The organism is Mesorhizobium sp. 2RAF21 (genome assembly GCF_052115345.1).
Taxonomy (GTDB): domain Bacteria; phylum Pseudomonadota; class Alphaproteobacteria; order Rhizobiales; family Rhizobiaceae; genus Mesorhizobium; species Mesorhizobium terrae.
Genome location: NZ_JBFRGM010000004.1, coordinates 235119 through 258566 on the forward strand (window position 1 = coordinate 235119; position 23448 = coordinate 258566).

The following is a 23448-nucleotide window of genomic DNA, read 5'->3' on the forward strand; positions in this document are numbered from 1 at the left end:
ATCATACAAAAGCCCGGCACCAGCCGGGCTTTTGCTTTGTAAGGGGCCGGTTTTCGCTTACTCTTCGACCATGTCGGCAGCCTCTGTCAGCTCCCTTTTCGTGGGTGTCGCTTCGGCGCTGGCGCTTGGGCTGATCGCGGCGGCGAATGCAGCCGAACCGGTTGACGTGGAGCTAGTCCTTGCCGTCGACGTCTCTTTGTCGATGTCGCCGGAAGAGCTGGAGATCCAGCGGCACGGCTATGCCGCGGCGTTGACCGACGAAGCCGTGCTGCGGGCGATTGCCGACGGCCGGTACGGCAAGATCGCCGTCACCTACGTCGAATGGGCCGGCACCATGTCGCAATATGTGATCGTGCCGTGGACAGTAATCGCCAACCGCGCCGATGCAGAGGGCGTGGTTTCGCAATTGTCGGCCCGGCCGCCTAACAGCGCGCGGCGCACGTCGATCTCGGCGGCGCTGCAATTCGGCGCCGACCTGTTCGCCGAAAGCCCGTTTCAGGGCGATAAACGTGTCATCGACATCTCCGGCGACGGACCGAACAACCAGGGCGCGCCGGCGCCTTTCGCCCGCGACGCCGTGGTCAAGCAGGGCATCACCATCAATGGATTGCCGCTGATGACCAGTGGCCTGGCGGAATCGCCCTACGATCTGCGCGATCTCGATCGCTACTACCACGATTGCGTCATCGGCGGCCCCGGGGCCTTCATGATTCCGGTCAATGGCTGGGAACAGTTCCCCGAGGCGGTCCGCCGCAAGCTGGTGCTGGAACTGGCCGGTCCGGCATCGCCGCATTGGGCTGCGGCCGAGGCCGTGCAGCCCCCAGTGGTGCTCGCTCAGGCAACCCCCACGGTCGATTGCCTCGCCGGCGAGAAGAGATGGCGTGACCGCAACTATCTGCTCGACAACCGGTGACTTGACCTTCCCCAGGCAGGGGAGGGCTTTCCGATATCAGGCCGCCAGAAGCTGCTTGCGGTCGATGCGCTCCTGCTGCGGCGAGCGCGCATAGAGCTCGCGATAGCATTTGGAGAAATGCGAAGCCGAGACGAAGCCACAGGCCACCGCGACTTCGACCACCGGCATCGACGATTGGATCAGCAAATGACGGGCGCGGTCGAGCCTGATTTCCAGATAATAACGGGCGGGCGAGCGGCCCATCTCGGTACGGAACAGCCGCTCGATCTGACGGCGCGAAAGGTCGACATGGTCGGCGATTTCGATCAGCGACAAGGGTTCGGCGAGGTTCGCCTCCATCAGCTCGATGATGGTGAGCACCTTGGAATTCTGCACGCCTAGCCGTGCGCGCAGCGGCAGGCGCTGGCGGTCGGTCGGGCTTCTTACGCGGTCGGTCAGCACCTGTTCGCAGACGCGGTTGACGAGGTTTTCGTCGAAATCGTCGCCGATCAGTTTCAGCATCATGTCGAGCGCGGCGGTGCCGCCGGCGCAGGTGTAGACATTCTGGTCGACCTCGAACAGGTCGGCGAAGACGTTGGCCTTCGGGAAGGCTTCCTGGAAGCCAGGCAGGTTTTCCCAGTGGATGGCGCAGCGCTTGTTGGACAAGAGACCGGCGGCGGCCAGAACATAGGCGCCGGTGCACAGTCCGCCCACGGCGACGCCGCGATTATACTCCTCGCGCAGCCAGGCGAAGACCGACTTGTTATGGTATTTCTCGACATCCATGCCCGTGCAGATGATGGCCATGGACGGCCGGTCAGGGCCTGCCATCTTGCGGCGTTCCTCGTCCAGCGAGGTGTTGACCGCGCATAGGACGCCGTTCGAGGCCGGCACGGGGCTCCCATCGGTGCTTGCCAGCCGCCAGCGATAGGCTTCGTAGCCGAGCATTCGGTTGGCGATGCGCAATGGCTCAAGCGCTGTCGCAAACGCGACCATGGTGAAATCAGGGACGAGGAAAAAGACCAACGATCGTTTGATCGGCTGCTTTGCGGCGCTCACGAAAAATCTACCTCCCATGACGCGAACAGAATGTCGCGATCAGCATAGCGTCATCAGGAAAATTATTTTCTGTCAATTGGCTAGAGCGGGTAGGGAAGACAAAATTTGCGACATGGGTCGCAAACGGGCCATCGCAAGCGCTTTGGAAAGATCGGGGGCGCGTCGGCGGCTTTCGTCAACGCCCGCGCGGTGTCGCCAATAGCAAAACGCCGCCCGGTCGAAGCGAGGCGGCGTTTGCAATTTTACGGCTGAAAGTGAGGCTCGTCGGAGCCTCGAACGATCATGCCACGAAGCCGAGACGGGCGGCCGCAACCGCTGCGGTCTGGCCAGGCATGGTCTTGGCCAAACGCTGACGCTCCAGAGCGGTGGTCAGGTTGGTCTGGCGGCGGGTGAACAGGCGGGTAAAGAGCTTCATGACTTTCTCCAATCGGTTGCTCAGACGGGTCGCCTTCGCTTGATGGAGTGGGGCAGCTCGTTTGCTGCAGTGCATATAGGCTTGTCCACGCAAAAACAAAATCGCAAAAGCGAAGCGCTTCATATGGAAAAGCGACATGGGAATTGGCATGTTTCAGCCAGAAACCATATTTTGTTTATTTTTTACAATGAGTTGGTTGAATTTTGCGCCGCTATGCGGCTTGTTCATATGCGTCATGCGTCCATTGCATGGCGAGCTGAATGGGCGTTGCGGCAACAAAAAAGCCCGCCGGAAACATCGCGGCGGGCTCTCATGCGACTGCCTGTCCGGTCATTTTCCGCCGGCCCAGCTGCCGACGCCGGCCGCATGGGCGGTGTTTGAAGCCACATCCGGCCAGCCGATATCCTTCTGCACCTCGGCGGGCAGTGCGCGGATGGCGCGCTCGGTGAGATAACGGCTGCGGGCGGCACCGAGTTCGGTCGCGATCCGACCGATGGTCGACAGAACGGTCATACACTTCTCCTTCCACGGTTGGCTGGAAATTCGGCTGCTGGTTCCCATCGAATTGCTGCTGCTCCAACAGCTTGTCAGCAATGATCGATAGGGCCGTCTTGACAGTGTTGACTATGAACCTGCGGTGATGTTCAATCAAACGAAATGACATGATGCTTTAGTTCAGAAAATTTGAATGGAACGCCGATGAACGCGCCACTCAACCATCCACTTCCGCTGCTTGACCTGGATGTGTTGCGCACATTCGTTGCGATCGCCGAGACCGGCAGCTTCACCACGGCGGCCACGGCCGTGTTCCGCACACCTTCGGCGGTTTCGATGCAGATCAAGAAATTGGAGGACGTGCTTGGCCGCTCCGTCTTCGCGCGTGACGCGCGCTCGGTCGCGCTGACCACCGATGGCGAGATGCTGCTTGGCTATGCGCGACGGCTGCTGGCCATCAACCGCGAGGCGGTCTCCAAGTTCATCGTGCCTGATATCGTCGGCGTGGTGCGATTGGGCTCGCCGGACGATTACGGCGAACGGGTCCTGCCGCATGTGCTGAAGCGCTTCGCGCATTCGCATCCCTCGATCGCCGTCGATGTCACCATCGACCAGTCGATCAATCTGCGCCGGCGCATGGATGACCGTGTGCTCGACATCACCTTGCTGACCAATTCCTACAAGACCAGCGCTATCGGCGCCGAGGTGCTTCTAACCGAGCCGATTGTATGGGCGGGCGCCAAGGGTGGATGCGCGCATCTGCGCGAGCCGCTGCCGGTGTCGATCTGGGAAGAAGGTTGCGTGTGGCGGGCAGGGGCGCTGGATGCGCTCGGCCGCGATGGCCGCAACTATCGCGTTGCCTATATGAGTGCACACACTGCTGGCCAGCGCGCCGCCATTCTCGCGGATCTCGCCGTGGCGCCGCTGCCCAAATCCTTCCTTGGCAACGACATGGTCGAGCTCGGCCCGAAGGACGGTCTGCCGCATATCGGCAGCTACAATCTGGCGATGATCGTGACGCCGGACGCCAGTGCGCCGGTCAAGGCGGTGGCCGACCATATCCGCGCTACCTTCGACGTGTTCCGGGAAACGGGGAAGTTCTAGGCCGTTCCTGGCTATTCGGCCGCGAAGGCCAGGCCGGGCTGCCTCTCGCGCCTGCTCAGGAACGTCACGATGCGGTCGCGCGCGCGCCGCGCTTCCGGCATGTTGATCAGCGGCCAGACGTGGAACATGCCTTCTTCGTGGACCAGCTCGATGTCGACGCCGGCGGCACGCGCCCTTTCGGCGAAGATCAGATTGTCGGGCGTCAACAGGTCGCGCGAGCCGGTGAGGAGCAGGGTTGTCGGCAGGACGGTGAGGTCGCCATAGAGCGGGCTGATGTGCCAGTCGCTGCGATCCATACCGGCGCTGTAGAGCCTGACCGCCTCCAGGCCGCCGGGGATGCCCAGCCAGGGGTCATGCTGCTCGGCCGCGAAAACGTCCGGATTGGTCAGCGACATGTCGAGACCGGGCGAAATCAGCACGTGGCTGCCGGGCGCCGGCAGGCCATCCTGCGCCATCATCATGGTCAGCACCACGGCCATGTTGCCGCCGGCTGAATCGCCCATGAAGACGATCTCGCTGGCCGCCGTCTCTTCGAGCATTCCACGATAGACTGCACCGACCATGCCGAACATGTCGTGGAAGTCGTGTTCCGGCGCGATCGGATAGATCGGCACGGTGACGCCAAAGCCCAGCCGTTCCGCCATCTCGGCAATCAACGCCCAGTGATAGGACGTGATTTCAAAGACATAGGCGCCGCCATGCAGGTAAAGAATCCGCCGGGTGCCGCCGTCTCGCGGCGCGATCTCATAGACGGGAAAGCCGTCGACGCTGCGCGTTTTGACGTCGAAGCGCTGGATGATTGCCGGCGGTGGCTGATGGCTCTGCTTGCGGCGCGCATGCTGGATCCAGCGATGCATAGCCTCAGGGCTGGAAAATGCTTTCTTGCGGGTGTGCTTCAGGACAAACGAGACAACGTTGCTGCGGATGCTGGCCATGCGATGCGACCGACGGATGCTGAGCCGGCAGGCCGGCCTTTGAATGCCCCCATCCCAAATTTTGGTCTGCGCCGGAAAATGTCAAGGATCACGCAGCGTTATCGGCTTGCGCCACCGCACGCGGGTAGCGTCGCCCAGGAAAGGTGCGTGCGGCCGCGTATCAGGCGGCGGGCACCGTATCCTGCTGCAACACGACTACGCGGGTGCCGCTCTGCACGCGGCGGTGCAGGTCGATGATGTCCTGGTTGAGCAGGCGAATGCAGCCGGATGAGATCGAGCGGCCGATCGACCAATCCTCATTGGTGCCGTGGATGCGGTAGAGCGTGTCGGCGCCGTTCTTGAACAGATAGAGCGCGCGGGCGCCAAGCGGGTTGGTCGGGCCAGGCTCCATGCCGGCGGAGAGCGGACCGTAGCGCTCCGGCTCGCGGGCGATCATATCCTGCGTCGGCGTCCAGCGCGGCCATTCGCGCTTGTACTGGATGACGCCGCTGCCCTCGAACGCCAGCCCGGCCTTGCCGACGCCAACGCCGTAACGCAGTGCGCGTCCTTCGCCGAGCACCAGATAGAGGAAGCGTTTCGGCGTGTCGATGACAACGGTGCCTGCCGGCTCGGAGCCTTGGTAGGCGACTTCCTGACGGTAAAATTTCGGGTTGATCTTGGTAAGGTCCGGGGCGGGGATGGGGAATGCATCGTCTGCAACCGGCGCATACATGTCTTTGTAATATTGCGGAACTTCCCGCTTGCCCGGTTTGATCGAGGCCACTTTCTGCGTCATGGTGCAGCCAGCCGCAACGAAGGGGATGGCGAGGACGAACATGCGGCGGGTGAGCATAACGGACATTGCGGAACCTGATCGTATTGATTTCGGTTGAGCCGGTTCGTCGCAGAAAAGTCTGAATGCTTCCAATCACCGGCGATCACGCTTCGGTGAAGATGCGCGTATCAAGAAAGGGATTGTGGCGACCGGAAACGAGCGTCGAGCGGCGCGAATGGAAAGCTGTGACTGGCCGCAAAAGGGGGCGAGAACATGGCACCCGGTCAAGGAGAGCCGGCGTGACCGGGGCCTTGACCGTTCCCTGTGTCCCGGATGCCACAGCGGGGCTCGTCGCGTCATCCGGCCTGAATGGCAATCAGCCCGGCGGACCGCTATTCGCGGCCGCGCCGTGCTGCCCGTTCCTCGCGCGAGCGGCGTCGCGGCGTGGCTTCGCCACCAACGCCGTCTTCGCTGGTTGCCTTGCGTGGTGGCAGCTTCACCTGCTCGGCCAATTTGGGGAAGGGGTCGACCTTGTTGGGCAGCGCCATGGCATCGATGAACAGCTGCTGGAAATGCGGTTCGAGCGCGGTTTCGATCTTTTCGATCTTCGCCACCTGCTTCTCGATCTCGCGGCGATGGTCGCGGTTGAGCAGCGCCATCAGCGCCCCGGTACCCGCGGCATTGCCGACAGCCTTGACCTCGGAAAGGTCGCAGTCGGGGATAAGGCCAAGCACCATGGCGTATTTCGGGTCGATGAAGGAGCCGAAGGCGCCGGCGAAACGGATGGTGTCGACAGTTTCGACGCCCTGCTTTTCCATGAGCAGCTTGACGCCCGCGTAGAGGGCAGCCTTGGCGAGCTGGATGGCGCGCACGTCGTTCTGGGTAACGGTGATGCGCGGTTCGCCCTGGCGGCCCTCACGCAGCAGATAGGAGAAGGTGCGGCCGTTCTGGATGATGCGCGGGCTTTTCGCCATCATCGAGCCATCGACGACGCCGTCTTCCGAGATGATGCCGGAGAGATACATCTCCGCCACCACCTCGATGATGGCCGAACCGCAAATGCCGGTGACGCCGGTCGTCCAGGATGCTTCCTCGAAGCCTTCCTCGTCCGACCACTTGTCGGTGCCGATGACGCGATAGCGCGGTTCCAGCGTTTCGGGATCGATGCGCACGCGTTCGATGGCGCCGGGGGCAGCGCGCTGGCCGGACGAGATTTCAGCACCTTCGAAGGCCGGTCCCGTCGGCGACGAGGCGGCGACGACACGTGCGCTGTTGCCCAGGATGATCTCGGCATTGGTGCCGACATCGACCAGGAGCATCATCTTGTCCTGCCGATAAGGGCCTTCCGACAGCGTCGCGCCGGCGGCATCGGCGCCGACATGGCCGGCGATACAAGGCAGCGTGTAGAAACGCGCACCGCTGTTCACGTCGATGCCGATGTCGTTGGTCCAGCCTTGCACCGCACCCGAAACGGCAAGCGCGAAAGGCGCCTGGCCGAGTTCGGTCGGGTCGATGCCGAGGAACAGATGGTGCATGATCGGGTTGGCGACGAAGACGCTGTCGAAGATATCGTGGCGATCGACGCCGCCTTCCTCGCAGACATTGCCGATCAGCGTGTTGATGGCCTCACGCACGGCCTTGGTCATCGCCTCGCGTCCGTCCGGATTCATCATCACGTAGGAGACGCGGCTCATCAGATCCTCGCCGAAGCGGATCTGTGGGTTCGACGTGCCGGAAGACGCGACGACGCGACCTGACAGCAACGAGACCAGATGCATGGCGATTGTGGTCGAGCCGATGTCGCAGGCTATGCCGTAGGCCTCGTTCTTGAGGCCCGGATAGAGCGCGATGACGGTTGCGCGCGAGAACTCCATGTCCTTGTGGATTGCCGCCGTGACCGCCCAGTTCTCCTTGCGCAGGATTTTCTGGATCTCGGGGATGAGATGCGGCGCGACGCGCAGATCCTTCCAGCCCCAGTCGTTCTCCAGCACCGCCTTAAGGCGTTCCAGATCGCCAGTTGGCTTGTGCATGTCGGGCTGCTCGACCTCGACATAACACATCTGCACCGCCGAGTTGCGCTCGATGACGCGGTCGGTGGCGGCCTTGCGCACGACCTGGGCGTTGATCACCGTGTCCTGCGGCACGTCGATGACGAGGTCGCCCTGGACGGTGGCCGAGCAGGACAGGCGCCGCCCTTCGGGCAGGCCGCGCACGCGTTCGTAGCGCTCTTCCTTCGGGCCCTTCGGCGAGATGTGGTCGAGCGAGGAGACGATCTTGTGCTTGGCGAAGTTGCCTTCCTGCACTTCGATCTGGCAGCGCCCGCAAGTGGCGCGCCCGCCGCATACCGATTCTACATAGACGCCGAGCTGGCGGGCTGCGTCGAGCAGCGGCGTGCCGACAGGGAACCGCCCGCGCTTGCCGGACGGCATGAACAGGACGAGAGGATCGGTGATGTTGGCGGGCGAGTTCATTTCAATTGCGACCGATTACCCCCGTGCCATGCGTGCTTCGCGGCCGCCACGCCGGCGACCGCCAGCAGCGGCGTCACCGGGCGCATTGACCGCGACCGGAGCGGCAACGGGGTGGCCGCCCTCGGCCGGCTTGTAGTCCTTGTAGGTCTTGATCCAGTTCATGCAATCCTTATCGGTGCCGTTGAGCACGTTGGCGGCGCGTACGGCCTCCATTTCCTGCGGACGAACCGGGTTCATGATCGCCGAGGTCATGCCGGCGCCGATAACCATCGGGATGAAGCCGGCATTGATGCCATGGCGGTGCGGCAGGCCGAACGAGATGTTCGACAGGCCACAGGTGGTGTTGACCTTGAGTTCCTCGCGCAGGCGGCGCAGCAGCGCGAACACCTGGCGGCCGGCATCGCCCAGCGCGCCGATCGGCATCACCAGCGGGTCGACGACGACGTCATGCGCCGGGATGCCGAAATCGGCGCAACGCTCGACGATCTTCTTGGCCACGGCGAAACGCACATCCGGGTCCATCGAAATGCCCGTCTCGTCGTTGGAGATGGCAACGACGGGGACGTTGTATTTCTTGACCAGGGGCAGGATCGCTTCCAGTTTCTCTTCCTCGCCTGTGACCGAGTTCACCAGGGGGCGGCCCTTGGCGACCTTCAGTGCGGCCTCGATGGCCGCGGTGACGGAGGAGTCGATCGACAGCGGCAGGTCGACCAGGTTCTGCACGATCTCCAGCGTCTGCACCAGAAGCGCCGGCTCGGTGGCGTTGGGGTCGACGGCGGTGACACCGGCATTGACGTCGAGCATGGTGGCGCCGCAGGCAGCCTGTTCGAGTGCGTCCTTGATGACGGTCTCGAAATTGCCGGCGACCATCTCGGCGGCCAGCTTCTTGCGGCCGGTCGGGTTGATGCGCTCGCCGATGACGCAGAAGGGCTGGTCGAAACCGATGACGATTTCACGGGTCGCCGAGGCGACGATGGTGCGGGTCATTTCAAACTCCCTCTGGATATAAAGACTTCTTTATATCGTTATCTGGTGTGGATCAAGCAAATGGTGACGCCCGCGCTATCAATGCGCGGTCTTGACCATGTCGATCTGGGTTTCGGTGACGTTATCATGCAAGAGATGATCAAGGCGCTCGGCAACACGGGCGTCGTCCGCGCGCGCCTCGCGCTTCCAGGGCTGGCGGCCCTTGAGCACGCCCGATTCATCGACGATTTCGGCGACATATTCTTCCTGGCGGTAGGCCATCACATGGACGCCGGAGACGCCGGGAATTTCCTTCACCTCGTTGATGATGTCGATGCAGAGTTGCTTGCCTTCCTTCTTCTGATCCTGCGCGCCTTCCAGCCGCTTGATGACGGAATCGGGAATGTGGATGCCGGGCACATTGGAGCGGATCCATTTTGCCGTCTTTGCAGAGGCCAGCGGGCCGACGCCGACCATGATGAAGACCTTTTCCGTGAAACCGAGATCGCGGGCCTTCTGCATGAAGGTTTTGAACATCGGCACGTCGAAACAATACTGGCTCTGCACGAACTGCGCGCCGGCGGCGATCTTCTTGCCAAGGTGGATCGGGCGGAAGTCATAAGGCGGGGCGAAAGGATTGATCGCAGCGCCGAGGAAAACCTGCGGCGGCGTTGACAGCTTGCGGCCGGACAGGAACTTGCCGTTGTCGCGCATGATGCGGACGGTTTCGAGCAGCGACATCGAATCGAGGTCGAACACCGGCTTGGCGCCGGGCTGGTCGCCGGCCTGGACGCCGTCGCCGGTGAGGCAAAGGATGTTGGCCACGCCCATGGCTGCGCCACCCAGCACGTCGCCCTGGATGGCGATGCGGTTCTTGTCTCGGCAGGCGATCTGCATGACCGGGGCATAGCCCATGCGGGTCAGCAGCGCACAGATGCCGACCGAGGACATGTGGCAGTTGGCGCCGGAGGCATCGACGGCGTTGATCGCATCGACCCAGCCATCGAAAACCTTGGCGCGGTTGTAGACGTCTTCCGGATCGGCACTGTCGGGCGGGTTGAGTTCGGTGGTCACCGCGAACTCGCCACGGCGCAGGACGCGTTCGAGGCGGCCGCGCGAGGAATGGCCGGGCAGGGGTTCCAGCGGCAGGTGGATGCCAGCGGGGTTCTCGTCGCGCTGTGGCGGACGCGGCGGGGTCATGCTGGTGCTCCGGTGTTGGGGTTATTGGCCGCCTCACGCGCGGCAGCGGCCTGTGCGGTGACACGCAGCCACGCCGACGTTTCCCTGAGTGACTGGTCGACGGGCTTCTGCACGTTGAGGATGGCATCGCCCTTGACCATGTTGCGCGAGCCTTCCCAGGCCTTGACCCATACGCAGGGCATGTCGGGCTCGACTTCGCAATTGCCGTTGGCGCGTACGCCGCCGCAAGGGCCGTTGCGCAACTGCTTGGGGCAGTTCATCGGGCAGGACATGCCGGTCGACGACAGGATGCACTGGCCACACATACGGCAGTCGAACATCAGGCCTTTCACACGCTTCTCGACGAATTTGACCGGCGCCTCGACGCGGCCGTAGCCGATGCCCCTCCACAGCGGATGGAGCAACAGGAAGGCATCGGCGAAGCGGCTGTAGAACCATTCGAGCAGCTTGGAATGGCGGATTGCCCATAACCGAACCGAATAGGAGCGCTGCACGCGTCGCTGCGGCGACACGTCGGCGGGCTTGTAGTCGCTTTTCGGCGCCGCCTTGCGCACCAGCGTCGCCTGGGTGACGCCGCCTGCCGCGGGCGTATCGCCTGCCGGGCTCTTATTCGGTGTCGGCTGGGTCTCAGACATTTTCCTTGCCGCCTGCCTTGGCGAGAGCGACCAGCCGCTCCCGGCTATACTCCGCGTCGATGGCCGCCGCTGCCTTTTCCACCTCTGCCTCGAGGTCCTCGCCGACAGGGATCGGGTCGGCCTTGCGCCATTCCGCGAGATAGGCGTCGGTCTCGGCCGCGCCCGAACGCATCGCGGCCATGTCGATCGCTTCGGTGAAGCGCAACGGCAATTCGCGCTTGGCGTTCTGCCTGCCTTTTTTGACGATGACCTGGGCGGGGATGTCACGCCAGTAGACGACGATCAGATCGGCCATTTGTACTTGTTCCTTCGATGGTTGGAGCATTGCCGAAAGCGGGAATAGCCCGCTTCTCATCAGACGACGCGCGCGCCTTCAAAAGCGACGCGCGACGATGTCGCAAAACGATAGACCGGCCGCGAGTTCAAGGCACCAGCCGACAACTGGAAAAAACGGCTCTTGCGCGACAAGCCACATCTTTCCTTCAAGACGCAGCCAAGGGGGCTAACTTCGTGTTGCAGGCCACCCGAGCATCTCGGCGCGGCCATTGTCGCGGGGCGATCCGAGATACGGAAAGTGTGACAGGCCGAGCCAGAGAGCTGTTCCGCGAAGGATTCCACCCGAACTCGCCTTGGGGTTGAGTTCGATACGGTTCCTTTAGAACATTTGCCTATCTCATTGAAGTTGCCTATATCGTGGACATTGGTCTTGTCGATTGCCGGGGATGATGTTGCGAGCAATTCGCGGAGGAGAGCAGTAGAATTCTTCAGCAGCCTTTGGTCCCGGTGGGACGGCTTGTTTTCCGAGGCTGGCTTTCTTCCTCTTGTTCAGGCGCGGTCTTATAACGGCGACCTTCCTGGTTACGTCACTCGTCGCTTTGGCAATTGTCGCGGCGCGCTGGCCGATCCAACATTGTTGGGAATTCTCGATGCCGACGCTGATCATTGTTGGCCTACCGAACTGGATTCTCGGCTGAGTGCTCGCCGAAGCAACGGTCTGCGTGCGGAATATTCGCGCGGGTTCCGGGTCGTCGTTCTCGCTCTATCTCGTCCACTACCCAGTGATCGGGTATTTCGAGTCCGAGTAAGTGTCGGGCGTGGCCTTCAACGACACTGTTGCCGCGAATCTCCTCGCCTGGACGGCGCAGCTCTGCGCGATCGCTGCCGCGACATGCACTTTTTACACGCTCGTCGAAGCGCCATTCCATCGATTGGCGCGAAGGCCGGGAACCAGACATTCGCGCAACCGCGCGACGGAAGAAGCGCTGACCAGTAGCTGATCGTCCGGTTTTACCAGCATCGATGCCGCCTGGTGAATTCCATGTGATCTCTCGCGGTCTTGCTACTCAGGTTTGCCGAGGTTGGCGACAAGCTTGCGGTGGAAGCGCACATAACCGCGCTCGGTCGAGCGCAGATGTTCGGCGATGATCCTGTGAAAGCGCGGTAGGCGGTGGAACGGCACCGCCGGGTAGGAATGATGTTCGGCATGGTAGGGCATGTTCCACGCCACGAAACGAACGATTGCCGTGGTGAAGGTGGTGCGCGTGTTCTCCAGCATGTTGGAGACATGCGGGCAGCGTGTGTGTTCGGCCAAAAGATAGGTGCGCAGGAACGGCTGGCCGATCAATACCGGCACAATCCATGTCCAGAGCAGTGCCGTCGACTGCAGCAGGACCGAACCGGCGAACATCAGGGCATAGAGAGCGAGGAACCAGCGAGCCTCGGACAATACTTTGGCGCGGCCTTTTTCAGGCACGAAGGAATCGCTGTTTCGACCGAGCGCATTGGCTGTGACCACCTTCGCCATGCCGCTCCAATACGGCCAGCCCGACAGGTAGCGCAGATATTGCGCGATCGTCTCCGGTTTCGGGCTCATCAGCTCCGGGTCGTTGTCGGGGTCGTGCGTGTAGCGGTGATGGGCGAAGTGGAAATAGCGGAACCATGCCGGCGGCAACAGAATGAGGAAGCCGCTAACAACCGCAACGATGCGGTTCAGCTTTTCCGTGCGGAACGCCGTCTCATGGATGGTCTCGTGCAGCAGCGTGAACAGGAAGACGATCAGGATGCCGAGCGGCAGCATCAGAACGGGCCAGAACGGCACCTTGAGCAGGATGAGGATGGCAAGCAGCACGATCAGCCCGCCATGGGCGGCGAGCCGCAGCACGCCTGGCGCATCCTGTTTTTCGGTGAGGTCGCGCCGATCCTCGGTCGAGAGGGACGCGATGATCTGCCGGTGGTCAATCTCAGCCATGATCGAAGTCTAACGCTCGCCTGTCCTTAGGTAAACGAGCGGACCGTTCTGGCCTACCAGATGCCACGCCGTATCCCGGTCCATAGGTAGGACCAGATCGTCGGGTGAAACCAGATTCGCGAAGGCAGGCCAGGATCGAACGGTTCGATGCGACCGGCCAGCACCTTCTCGATCACCTCGATGCAGGCATCGCGTGAAATCGCGGCCTGGCGCAGCGGATAGGACGAGATGGTGTCGCCATGCTCCGGTTTGCCGCGGGTGTGGCGCAGCACCGCTCCGGTGTCGACGCCGGCGTCGACGAGATGCACGGTGGTGCCGAAGTTCTGCGCGTCGTTGTTCGCCAGCGCCCAATAGGCGCCGTTCATGCCGCGGTACTTCGGGTTGATGCCTGCGTGATAGTTGATGACCGGGCAGGGGATGGATGCCAGTGTCTCGCTGGTCAGCACCCGGCAGCCCGCGAGCAACACGACGCTCGGTCTGATATCGGCAATGGCTTCGACCGTCTGTGGCGCATTGGCGGAAGGCACCTGCACGATGTGCTGGTTCGGTGCCGGTTCGGTCTTCAAATTGTATTCAGCTACGATTTCCTCGACATGGCTGGCGCCGAAACGCTTGCCGAGGCGAACCAGCACCATGGTTCCCATCTGGCCGAGCACCGAGATCCAGCCCTGCCGGCGGGCACGGCGCTTAAGCAGCAGCCATTTCGAGATCGGCGTTTCCAGAATAACCGTCACCGGGCCAAAGCGATCGGCAATGGCATTGACGATCGCCCAGATGTGTCCGCCGCCCTCGGTAACAATGACGATGGGCGCGGTGCCCGCAACTTCGCTCATTCCTGAAAGTCCAACCGTTCGACGCGGAGTAGCGCCTTTCGAAGTCGTGCCGCGCCATCATTCTCGACGGCGCGGGTTAATCCTTTATGTCAGCTTATGTGCACAAACCGCAGGCCGTCAGCGTTTGAATTCGATGATGTCGAGCTTGGATTCGTAATAGGGCGCCGGAAACTCGATCCGCCAGGCATTGGCGCCGGTGCGGAAGGCATAGCCGGCCTGATCGGTCTTCGGTCCGGCGCCATAACGCTTGGGCTTTTCACCCGCGACGAAGCCGGAACCGAGATAGATCGAGCGTTTTTCGCCGTCGTCGTAGAAGCGGCCGCTGGTACGCTGCGAGCCTGTAGTTTTCTCTAGCATCCAGCCGGAGCCGTCGTCGCTGATACGGCACTTGAACCAGCCATAGATGACGAGCGGGCCAAGTCCTCCGGCCTTGATGGTGCGGCATTGCCACATGCCGGTGAGATCCTTGTTGGAGAAAGCGACCATCGGCCTGGCCAGGACTTCATCCAGTTCCTTCACCTCGGCGGGCTGGCCCGCCTTCGCTTCCGCCAGGGCAGCTTTTCGGGTTTCGCCATATTGGGCGAGCCGTGTCTTGTCGGCGGCAGTCATGATCTTCTGCACGGTGCCATCGGCATGGGCGGAGCCGGTCGCCAGGGTGGCGGCGACCGCAAACATGATGGCTCGCAAAGTCATGATTTCCCCCGGTATTTCGATCAAGCGCCCCGTTGCGCGACTTATAGCGCAAGCAGCGGCCAGAAAACCAGAGCGTGAGTGTTGCCGGTGTTAGGCCATTTTCTGACCTGGTCGCCTCGGTGGCGCGTTCAGCGGGTCGCCGCGGCAAGAATGGCCGGGGCAAGATCGCCATAGCCGGTGAAGCGGTATTCGTAGTCGAGGCCCAGATAGTCGGCCGCCCATTTCGCCTTTTTCTGGAGATCCTCGTCCTCAGTCTGCGCCAGATAGACGATCTTGGTATAGTTGCCGAACACCATGCTGATCAGTTCGGGATGCTTGTCCAGCTTGAGCGGCTCGATGACGAAGGCCTCGAACTGGCGGGTGATGAGGTCGGTCAGGTAGAACGCCGTGAATTCGGTGTCGACGATCTTGGCAAATGCGTCGTTGCCGCTGAAGAAAGCGTAGCAATGTGGGCCGCCGATGCGCTCGATGCCTTCCTCGGCGCAAATCTTGTCGAGCTCGCCGCGCGTGCCGCATTCAGCATAGCCGATGAAAATACGCCGGTAGCCCTCGTCGCGTGCCTTGCTGATCGCCTCGCGCATGGCCGGGGCGATCTTGTCGGGATAGACGTGCCAGATCGCCGGCAGGCAAATCAGGTCGACGTGATCGAGGTTGTTGGCCCTGCAAACGGCGAGCACTTCGCGGGCAATGGCACCGCAGGCGATGACGCGCACGCGCTGGGCAAGCGGCGCGGTTGCGCGAACTTCGCCATCCTTGGTGATGACGGCGTCGGCGATGGTTGTCGCATCGAGGTTCTGTCTTGCCGCCATGGCGGATCGCTCCAACATCGCCGGACACACTCGGCATCGCCGTGGAACAGGTTTATCCTTGTCGCGTTGATGTCTGTTGCATCGCTACAATGGAGACACCGTCCATGAAACTGTCACGCATCGTACCGCTCGCCGTCATCGCCGTGGCACTCGCGTTGTCCGGCTGCGCCAACACGGTCCGCGGCGTCGGCAAGGACGTCAAAAGCACGGCCCACGCTGTCAAGCAAACCCTGCAGTAGCCGACCCTGACAATCTGGTGACAAAAAGGCCGCGCTGCAAGGCGCGGCCTTTTCGTGATCAGGCGGAAGCGCGCAGATTGTGCTTGCGCTTCATGAAGTCCTTGGCGGTCTCGACCGCCACGGCCGCGTCGCGGCAATAGGCATCTGCCCCGACGGCCTTGCCGAATTCCTCGTTCAGCGGCGCGCCGCCGACCAGGACGACGTAGTCGTCGCGAATGCCCTTTTCCTTCATCGTGTCGATGACCACCTTCATGTAGGGCATGGTGGTGGTGAGCAGAGCCGACATGCCGATGATGTCGGGCTGGTGCTGCTCGATCGCCTCGAGATACTTCTCGACCGGATTGTTGATGCCGAGGTCGATGACGTCGAAGCCGGCACCTTCCATCATCATGCCGACAAGGTTCTTGCCGATGTCGTGGATATCGCCCTTGACGGTACCGATGACCAGCTTGCCCTGCTTCGGCGCGCCGGTGGCGGCGAGCAGCGGGCGCAGGATATGCATGCCGGCCTTCATAGCGTTGGCCGACAAAAGCACTTCCGGCACGAACAGGATGCCATCGCGGAAATCCTCGCCGACGATGCGCATGCCTTCGACCAGCGCTTCGGTAAGCACCGCGTAAGGTGCCCAACCGCGCTCCAGAAGGATGTTGGTGCCTTCCTCGATTTCCTCCTTCAGACCGTCATAGAGGTCGTCGTGCATCTGCTGCACAAGTTCCTCATCGGAGAGCTCGGAAAGGATGATCTCGTCGTCGGACATTGCTGATCCATCTCCCTGCGGCCGCGCGACTGTGTCGCAAGGCATCAAACGTCGCGTCAATACCTACCCTGCGACGACGCGCATCCATAGCTGATTTGCGACTTTCCGCAAAAGGAAAGCGACCGGGAATCTGTTGTTCTTCTTGTCGATTTTGCGACAGGCGTTGGCGCTCTCTGGCCGTTTCCGATAGGGTGCATGGCTACGATCCGGAGAGGGACCGCCGGACGGTCGAAGGATTCAAGGAAGAACCATTATGAGCGAGAACGCGGCGGTCGATCAGGAAGCGGCGGGCGGCAGGCGAGGGCGCGGTGCCAGTGGTGGCGCGGCTGCGCGGCGTGCGGCGCGCAGCGGCGGCGGACCGGGCACGCAGCTCACCTATATCCGGCGCAAGATCAAGGTTTACGAAGTGCTGGACGAGGAAGGCCTGGCGCTCATCGAGAAGAACGCCGACACGGTGCTTGAAGAGACCGGCATCGAATTCCGCGACGATGCCGAGGCGTTGGCGCTGTGGAAAGAGGCCGGGGCCGACGTCAAGGGCGAACGCGTGCGCTTCCCGCGTGGCCTGTGCCGCTCCCTGCTCAAGACCGCGCCGAGCCAGTATATCCAGCACGCGCGCAACAGCGAGCGCTCGGTGCAGATCGGCGGCAACGCCACGGTGTTCGCGCCGGTCTATGGCCCGCCCTTCGTGCGCGACCTCGACGGCAATCGCCGCTATGCGACGATCGAGGATTTCCGCAATTTCGTGAAGCTTGCCTATATGGCGCCGTCCATCCACCACTCGGGTGGCACGGTTTGCGAGCCGGTCGACGTGCCGGTGAACAAGCGCCATCTCGACATGATCTATAGCCACATCAAATATTCGGACAAGCCGTTCATGGGTTCGGTGACGGCGCCGGAACGCGCCGAGGATACGGTGGCGATGGCGAAAATCGTGTTCGGCGACGATTTCGTCGACCAGAACACAGTGCTGACCAGCCTGATCAACGCCAATTCGCCGATGGTGTTCGACGAGACCATGCTCGGCGCGCTGAAGGTTTACGCCCGCAACAACCAGGCCTGCATCGTCACGCCGTTCATCCTGGCCGGTGCGATGAGCCCGGTGACGGTTGCCGGCACGCTGACGCAGGTTCTGGCCGAGGTGCTGGCCGGTGCTTCTTTCACGCAGCTTATCCGGCCGGGTGCGCCGGTGCTGTTCGGCACCTTTGCTTCGTCCATCTCCATGCAGTCGGGTGCGCCGACTTTCGGCACGCCGGAACCGTCACTGGTCTCCTACGGCGCGGCGCAGCTGGCACGCCGGCTCGGGCTGCCGTTCCGTACCGGCGGTTCGCTCTGCGCCTCGAAAGTGCCCGACGCGCAGGCCGCCTACGAGAGTGCCAACACGCTGAACTCCACGCTTCTTGCCGGCACCAATTTCGTCCTCCATTCGGCAGGCTGGCTCGAGGGCGGCCTCGCCTCCTGCTATGAAAAGTTCATGATGGACATCGACCAGCTCGGCATGAGCCAAAAGTTCGCCGAGGGCGTCGATCTCTCCGAAAACGGCCAGGCGATGGATGCCATTCGCCAGGTCGGCCCGGGCAGCCATTTCCTCGGCTGCGATCACACCCAGGCCAATTTCCAGACGGCTTTCTACCGCTCGTCCATCGCCGACAACAATTCCTACGAGCAGTGGCTGGCCGAAGGTCAGAAGACCGCGCCGCAGCGGGCCAACGAGCTCGCCCGCCGCTGGCTGGAAAGCTACGAGGCGCCGCATCTTGATGAGGGCCTCGACGAGGCATTGCAGGCCTTCATCGCCAAGAAGAAGGAGTCGATGCCCGACGCCTTCACGTGAAAGGAGCCCGATTCAGGCGGGGCTAAAGTCGCCAACATCATTCACAAGGAAGTCTGGCGCAGCGCTTTCAAGCAGCCAGGCGAGGGATGATGCTGGGCAGCAAGCCGGATCGGAGCGCGGAGATATTGGTGTGAGCAGCCATCGTGCCCCACCGGCTTCTTCAGCCGATGACCTGAAGTCGCGGAATATCGCAACCCAACTCGCCGCGCACGGTCTCATCCTGCGCGGCGGTTTTGTTTTCGGCGTTGACGACGAGGCGCCAATCGGCCCCACCGGCGCCCCTGCAAAATCCGTCTTTCTGGTCGGTCAGGCGGGAGCAGCACCCTGGCCGCATTTCCTGGAGTGGCGGCAGCGGCAACCGCGGCGGCTCGACAACCCGCTCGACACGTGGTCGCGGGGCGTCATTGACGGTGTCGCGGCAAGTTTCGGCGCGCGAGCCGTCTATCCATCCGAAAAGCCCTACATGCCGTTCCAGCAATGGGCGATGCGGGCGGAGGGGTTGAAGCCGTCGCCGCTCGGCATCCTCATGCATCCTGAATATGGCCTGTGGCATGCCTACCGCGGCGCGCTGCTGTTCGCCGATGAGGTTTTGATTCAAACACCTGAGAAGCCGATTCATCTTTGCAGCCTATGTGTCGGAAAACCTTGCCTGAAATCCTGTCCCGTCGATGCCTATTCGGCGGATGGTTTTGCCTATGACGCCTGTCTTGCGCATGTGCATGGGGCCGTAGGCGAACCTTGCCGGAGCGGCGGGTGTCTGGATCGCAACGCTTGTCCTTTTGGGGTCGCGTATCGTTACCCTCCGGAGGTGCAAGCCTTTCATATGGCGAGCTTTGCCGGATTGGCCTGAACGCCGGCGATTGTCGGAATGGGCGAGGCCGCGCCTGTTCGCATGTAACGGACCGGCTCAACCGCGTGATCTGGCCCAATCGTTCCACCATAGTCGGCAGCCTTGCGCGATTGACCAGACGCAATGATGGGCCTACTCATCAAGTCATCTGATGACTTGATGAGTGTATCCATGCAACCGGCGACCCGAACCAATCTCACGGACTCAGCGACGGAAAACCTGCGCGCCGAAATCGTCGGCGGCCGCTGGCCAGTGGGGGATCGCATCCCCAACGAGGCTGCCTTATCGGAACAGCTTTCGGTCAGCCGCGGAACCGTGCGGGAGGCGGTCCGGGCCCTGGTCTCGCAAGGCCTTCTCGACACCCGGCAGGGATCGGGCACCTATGTGCGCTCGGCCATCGATCCGGCCGGACCGCTGTTGCGGGTCCGGCATGCCTGCCTGCGCGACCAGTGGGAGGCGCGCACGGCGCTCGACATCGAGGCGGCGCGGCTGGCGGCATTGCGCCATGCGCCCGCCGATATCGCGCGGCTTCGGCAACTGCTCGAACAGCGTGGCGACAGCGCGGATGGGGGCCAGGAAAGCTTCGTCTGCCGCGACCTCGCTTTCCACAAGGCGATCGTGGCGATGTCAGGCAACCGGGCGCTGGTGGAACTCTATGATTTCTTCACTGCCGCCATCGCCGAAACCATCCAGGCCACCTTGGGCGACGATCTTCCGGAACCCGATGCATCGGCGCATGCGCTGGTGATCGAGGCCATCGCCTCCGGCGACCCCGATCGCGCGGGTGCGACGGTGCGCGCCTTCATGGCACCGGTGCTTCTCCAGCTCGACCGGATGCTTGCGCAATGAACCAGACTTTTCGCCAATCCGGCAAGAAGGCCGGGGTTTCCGCGACGGACGGTATCGACGATCAATTCGTCGACGCCGAGGTCGACAGCCTGCCGCCGCCGCAACCGCCGGTTCTTGCAAGCCGTGGCGCCCGCATCCTGCTCGGCGCCAGCCTGGTGCTGATCGCCTTCAACCTGCGCCCGCTGTTTTCCAGCCTTTCGGTGCTTCTGCCCGAGGTGATGCAGGCAACCGGCCTGTCCAGCACCGGCGCCTCACTTTTGACGACGTTGCCGGTGGTCTGTCTCGGCGTCTTCGCGCCTTTCGCGCCGAAGCTGGCACAGCGCAACGGCGCCGAACGCGTTTTGCTCGGGGTTCTGGTGCTGGTCACCCTCGGCACGGCGCTGCGTGGCTTCGGATCGGTGCCGCTGCTGTTTGCCGCCACGTTCATCACCGGGGCCGCCATCGCCATAGGCAATGTGCTTTTGCCGGGACTGGTGAAGCGCGACTTTCCCGACAACATGGCATTGATGACCGGCCTCTATACGATGGCGCTGTGCGCGGGGGCTGCCGCGGCGTCGGGCCTGACGCTGCCGGTCGAACATTACGTCACCGGCTCCTGGGCTGGTGCGCTCGCCGCCTGGGCGGTGCCGGCGCTGGCCGTGTTGCTGCTCTGGCTGCCGCAGGCTCTGACTAGCCGCAGTAAGGCCAGCCACAGCGGGTTTCGCGTCACCGGCCTGTGGCGCGATCGGCTGGCCTGGCAGGTCACGCTGTTCATGGGCCTGCAGTCGGCGCTGGCCTACAGCATCTTCGGCTGGCTGGCGCCGATCCTGCGCGAACGCGGCTTCGACGCCACCGCCGCTGGCGCCATCGTCTCGGTCTCGGTGATGGCGCAGGTCGTCACCTGTCTTGCGGTGCCGCCGATCGCCGTGCGCTGCCGCAACCAGAGCGCGGTCAATGTCGTACTGGTCACCATCGCGGTCGCGGCATTGCTCGGCATCCTGTTTGCGCCAACCTCGATGGTGTTGCCGCTTGCTGTCCTGCAGGGCATCGGCCAGGGTGGGCTGATCGCGGCGGCGATGACGGTGATCGTGTTGCGTTCGCCCGATCCGCATGTGGCGGCGCATCTGTCCGGCATGGCACAGGGTGTCGGTTATGTGCTGGCGGCGATCGGGCCATTGCTGGTGGGATTGATCCATGGCTGGGCCGGCAGCTTCGCCGCCGCGGCCATCCTGTTCGTGGCGCTTGGTCTCGGCGTCGCCGTCATGGGGTTCGGCGCGGGCAGGGCGTCGCTGGTCGGCGCCCGCACGATACGCATTGAGGATCGAGGCTAGCGCGGCGCTTGCCCTGCGCTGCGTGGCCTCTATCTATCGCGGCTGAGCAACCCGCTAGGAGACGTATGGTGAGTTCGGTCGACAGACGCGACATCGATATCAAGACGGCGGACGGCATCGCCAAAGCGGCGCTGTTCGGTGCCGGTGGTGGGGCGAAGGCCGGCGTCATCCTCTACATGGACGCCTTCGGCCCGCGACCCGCGCTGTATTCGATGGCCGAGCGCCTAGCCGGTCACGGTTATGCGGTGCAGGTGCCGGACCTGCTCTATCGCAATGCGCCCTATGGACCGTTCGACGCCAAGACGGCCTTTGTCGAGGAGAAGAGCAAGGCCGTGCTGATGGCGATGATCGGCGGCTTGACGCAGGAGATGACGGTTCGCGACAGCGGCGCCTTCATTTCGGCGCTGGAGGCTACGGGCATAAAGGGACCGATCGGCGTCGTAGGTTACTGCATGGGCGGCGGGCGCGCCCTCAATGCCGCAGCCGCCTATCCCGACAAGATCGCCGCCGCCGCCAGTTTCCACGGCGGCCGGCTGGGCACGGATGCGCCGGACAGCCCGGCAACGAATGCTGGCAAGATCAAGGCTCGGGTTTATGTCGGCTCGGCCGGCGTCGACGGCAGTTTCCCGCCGGAGCAGTCGGCTCGGCTGGCGCAGGCGCTGCGCGAGGCACAAGTCGACCACATCATCGAGAACTATGTCGGCATGCAGCATGGCTGGTGCGTATCCGATCACAGCGTCTTCGATGTTACCGGTAGCGAACGACACTGGAAGCGGCTCGTCGCCTTTTTTGGTGAAACACTGGGCTAGTCCAGACTTTGCCAATTCCGCCGCGGTTGGCTATCAGGCCGGCGGTGCGCCCAAATTGTCGGGCGGCCAGTTCTCAGTTGCGGAACCCCCCAAATGCATTCTTTCGATGTCATCGTGATCGGCGCGGGTGCAGCCGGCATGATGTGCGCAGCCGAGGCGGGCAAGCGCGGCCGCTCCGTGCTGATCATCGATCATGCCTCGGTGCCTGGCGAGAAGATCCGCATCTCCGGCGGCGGACGTTGCAACTTCACCAACATCCACGCCAGTCCGAAGAGCTTCCTGTCGCAGAATCCGCATTTCTGCATCTCGCCGCTCAGCCGCTACACCCAGAAGAATTTCATCGGGCTCGTCGAGCGCTACGGCATCGCCTATCACGAAAAGACGCTTGGCCAGCTGTTCTGCGACGGTTCGGCGCGCCAGATCATCGACATGCTTGTCACCGAAATGCGGGACGGCGGCGTCGAGATGCGGTTTGCTACCTCGGTCGAGAGCGTGGTGCCTGCGGATGATGGTTTCGAACTGAAGCTCAACAGCGGCAAGACGCGCTGCAAGTCGCTGGTGATCGCTTGCGGCGGCAAGTCGATCCCCAAAATGGGCGCTACCGGCTTCGGCTATGAGCTCGCCGAGCAGTTCGATCTCCCCATCGTCGAGACGCGCCCGGCGCTGGTGCCGCTCACCTTCGACGCAAACACGCTGGCAAAGCTAGCGCCACTGTCGGGGGTTGCCGTCGACGCCGAGGTTTCCTGTGGCAAGACGCGCTTTGGCGAGGCGATGCTGTTCACCCATCGCGGCATCAGCGGCCCATCCATCCTGCAAATCTCCTCCTACTGGCGCGAGGGCGACGAGATCTCTATCTCGATGCTGCCGGGCGCCGATGTTGCAGCCATCCTGCGCGACGCCAAGCGGATGAATGGCCGCCAGGCGGTGCAGACCGTGCTTGGCGCGCATTTGCCCAAGAAGCTGGCGCAGACAATCGCTGAGCGGCTCGGCTTCAACGGCAATCTGGCCGATCTCAACGATGCTCACCTGAAAGCGGTCGATGCCGCGGTGAACCAGTGGCGTATCAAGCCAGCGGGTTCCGAGGGCTATCGCACGGCCGAGGTAACGCTTGGCGGCGTCGACACCAAGGCGCTCGACCAGAAGACCATGCAGGCGAAGTCGGTGCCCGGGCTCTATTTCATCGGCGAGGTCGTCGACGTCACCGGCTGGCTCGGCGGCTACAATTTCCAGTGGGCGTGGTCATCAGGCTGGGTCGCCGGGCAGGCGGTGTGAAAATTTTCTTTTGACGACCCCAAGG

The 23448-nt window shown here is 62.8% G+C and carries 24 protein-coding genes; 9 read left to right on the forward strand and 15 right to left on the reverse strand.

Translation table 11 applies throughout. The annotated features are described in order from the left end of the window. Positions 1 to 70 precede the first annotated feature (70 nt). On the forward strand, positions 71 to 913 hold the full coding sequence (locus AB4136_RS08525; protein ID WP_024926809.1) for a DUF1194 domain-containing protein: 843 nt from the start codon (positions 71 to 73) through the stop codon (positions 911 to 913). A gap of 36 nt (positions 914 to 949) precedes the next feature. Here AB4136_RS08525 and AB4136_RS08530 read toward each other — a convergent pair whose 3' ends face one another. From AB4136_RS08530 to AB4136_RS08540, 3 genes are all read right to left on the reverse strand, one after another. Further along, a complete protein-coding gene (locus tag AB4136_RS08530) occupies positions 950 to 1888 on the reverse strand; it encodes a GlxA family transcriptional regulator (protein ID WP_353844567.1) in 939 nt (312 codons plus the stop codon). Positions 1889 to 2231: 343 nt separating this feature from the next. Further along, a complete protein-coding gene (locus AB4136_RS08535; protein WP_137900549.1) occupies positions 2232 to 2366 on the reverse strand; it encodes a hypothetical protein in 135 nt (44 codons plus the stop codon). Between the two features lie 330 nt (positions 2367 to 2696). Next, a complete protein-coding gene (locus tag AB4136_RS08540; protein ID WP_024926811.1) occupies positions 2697 to 2879 on the reverse strand; it encodes a hypothetical protein in 183 nt (60 codons plus the stop codon). A 186-nt stretch (positions 2880 to 3065) separates the two neighbouring features. Here AB4136_RS08540 and AB4136_RS08545 point away from each other — a divergent pair, with 186 nt between their 5' ends. Continuing rightward, positions 3066 to 3965: a LysR substrate-binding domain-containing protein gene (locus AB4136_RS08545; protein ID WP_024926812.1), complete on the forward strand. Its 900-nt coding sequence runs from the start codon at positions 3066 to 3068 to the stop codon at positions 3963 to 3965. A gap of 11 nt (positions 3966 to 3976) precedes the next feature. On the opposite strand, the gene AB4136_RS08550 is transcribed toward AB4136_RS08545, so the two are convergent. From AB4136_RS08550 to AB4136_RS08600, 11 genes are all read right to left on the reverse strand, one after another. Next, positions 3977 to 4900, reverse strand: coding sequence for an alpha/beta hydrolase fold domain-containing protein (locus tag AB4136_RS08550; RefSeq protein WP_024926813.1), 924 nt, complete (start codon positions 4898 to 4900; stop codon positions 3977 to 3979). A 160-nt stretch (positions 4901 to 5060) separates the two neighbouring features. Beyond that, positions 5061 to 5732 carry a L,D-transpeptidase gene (locus AB4136_RS08555; RefSeq protein WP_024926814.1) on the reverse strand — a complete coding sequence of 224 codons (672 nt, stop codon included), beginning with the start codon at positions 5730 to 5732 and terminating at the stop codon, positions 5061 to 5063. Between the two features lie 314 nt (positions 5733 to 6046). Continuing rightward, positions 6047 to 8125, reverse strand: a complete 2079-nt coding sequence (locus AB4136_RS08560; protein WP_024926815.1) for an ASKHA domain-containing protein — start codon at positions 8123 to 8125, stop codon at positions 6047 to 6049. Positions 8126 to 8140: 15 nt separating this feature from the next. Then, complete coding sequence (locus tag AB4136_RS08565) at positions 8141 to 9112, reverse strand: methyltetrahydrofolate cobalamin methyltransferase (protein WP_024926816.1); 972 nt, start codon at positions 9110 to 9112, stop codon at positions 8141 to 8143. 78 nt (positions 9113 to 9190) lie between these two features. Then, entirely contained in the window at positions 9191 to 10291 is a 1101-nt protein-coding gene (locus AB4136_RS08570) for a methylenetetrahydrofolate reductase (RefSeq protein ID WP_024926817.1), read from the reverse strand. After that, the gene (locus AB4136_RS08575; protein ID WP_024926818.1) at positions 10288 to 10926 is read right to left on the reverse strand and encodes a methylenetetrahydrofolate reductase C-terminal domain-containing protein; all 639 of its coding nucleotides are present in this window, start codon (positions 10924 to 10926) and stop codon (positions 10288 to 10290) included. The genes AB4136_RS08570 and AB4136_RS08575 overlap by 4 nt, the downstream gene beginning before the upstream one ends. Then, positions 10919 to 11221 (reverse strand): virulence factor, encoded by a 303-nt coding sequence (locus AB4136_RS08580; RefSeq protein WP_024926819.1) that lies wholly within the window; start codon positions 11219 to 11221, stop codon positions 10919 to 10921. The genes AB4136_RS08575 and AB4136_RS08580 overlap by 8 nt, the downstream gene beginning before the upstream one ends. Positions 11222 to 12265: 1044 nt before the next feature. Next, positions 12266 to 13174 (reverse strand): fatty acid desaturase, encoded by a 909-nt coding sequence (locus AB4136_RS08585; RefSeq protein WP_210270964.1) that lies wholly within the window; start codon positions 13172 to 13174, stop codon positions 12266 to 12268. A 53-nt stretch (positions 13175 to 13227) separates the two neighbouring features. Next, positions 13228 to 14007, reverse strand: a complete 780-nt coding sequence (locus AB4136_RS08590) for a formyl transferase (RefSeq protein WP_024926821.1) — start codon at positions 14005 to 14007, stop codon at positions 13228 to 13230. 117 nt (positions 14008 to 14124) lie between these two features. Further along, the gene (locus AB4136_RS08595) at positions 14125 to 14700 is read right to left on the reverse strand and encodes a DUF4893 domain-containing protein (RefSeq protein WP_024926822.1); all 576 of its coding nucleotides are present in this window, start codon (positions 14698 to 14700) and stop codon (positions 14125 to 14127) included. A gap of 128 nt (positions 14701 to 14828) precedes the next feature. After that, positions 14829 to 15509 carry a DUF1638 domain-containing protein gene (locus AB4136_RS08600; RefSeq protein WP_024926823.1) on the reverse strand — a complete coding sequence of 227 codons (681 nt, stop codon included), beginning with the start codon at positions 15507 to 15509 and terminating at the stop codon, positions 14829 to 14831. Between the two features lie 104 nt (positions 15510 to 15613). Between AB4136_RS08600 and AB4136_RS08605 the strand changes: the two genes are divergently transcribed. Next, positions 15614 to 15748 (forward strand): entericidin A/B family lipoprotein, encoded by a 135-nt coding sequence (locus tag AB4136_RS08605; RefSeq protein ID WP_065998064.1) that lies wholly within the window; start codon positions 15614 to 15616, stop codon positions 15746 to 15748. A 58-nt stretch (positions 15749 to 15806) separates the two neighbouring features. Here the strand turns inward: AB4136_RS08605 and AB4136_RS08610 are convergent, their stop codons facing one another. Then, positions 15807 to 16505 carry a corrinoid protein gene (locus tag AB4136_RS08610; RefSeq protein ID WP_024926824.1) on the reverse strand — a complete coding sequence of 233 codons (699 nt, stop codon included), beginning with the start codon at positions 16503 to 16505 and terminating at the stop codon, positions 15807 to 15809. A 253-nt stretch (positions 16506 to 16758) separates the two neighbouring features. On the opposite strand from AB4136_RS08610, the gene AB4136_RS08615 reads away from it, so the two are divergent. The 6 genes from AB4136_RS08615 (at position 16759) to AB4136_RS08640 (ending at position 23423) form a co-directional block, all read left to right on the forward strand. Next, entirely contained in the window at positions 16759 to 18333 is a 1575-nt protein-coding gene (locus AB4136_RS08615) for a trimethylamine methyltransferase family protein (RefSeq protein WP_024926825.1), read from the forward strand. A 130-nt stretch (positions 18334 to 18463) separates the two neighbouring features. Then, positions 18464 to 19183 (forward strand): hypothetical protein, encoded by a 720-nt coding sequence (locus AB4136_RS08620; RefSeq protein WP_373426366.1) that lies wholly within the window; start codon positions 18464 to 18466, stop codon positions 19181 to 19183. A 171-nt stretch (positions 19184 to 19354) separates the two neighbouring features. Next, positions 19355 to 20032, forward strand: coding sequence for a FadR/GntR family transcriptional regulator (locus tag AB4136_RS08625; RefSeq protein WP_024926827.1), 678 nt, complete (start codon positions 19355 to 19357; stop codon positions 20030 to 20032). Then, positions 20029 to 21342 (forward strand): CynX/NimT family MFS transporter, encoded by a 1314-nt coding sequence (locus AB4136_RS08630; RefSeq protein WP_024926828.1) that lies wholly within the window; start codon positions 20029 to 20031, stop codon positions 21340 to 21342. The genes AB4136_RS08625 and AB4136_RS08630 overlap by 4 nt, the downstream gene beginning before the upstream one ends. Before the next feature lie 65 nt (positions 21343 to 21407). Then, positions 21408 to 22151: a dienelactone hydrolase family protein gene (locus AB4136_RS08635; RefSeq protein ID WP_024926829.1), complete on the forward strand. Its 744-nt coding sequence runs from the start codon at positions 21408 to 21410 to the stop codon at positions 22149 to 22151. A gap of 93 nt (positions 22152 to 22244) precedes the next feature. Beyond that, complete coding sequence (locus AB4136_RS08640; protein WP_024926830.1) at positions 22245 to 23423, forward strand: NAD(P)/FAD-dependent oxidoreductase; 1179 nt, start codon at positions 22245 to 22247, stop codon at positions 23421 to 23423. The last annotated feature ends 25 nt before the right edge of the window (positions 23424 to 23448 follow it).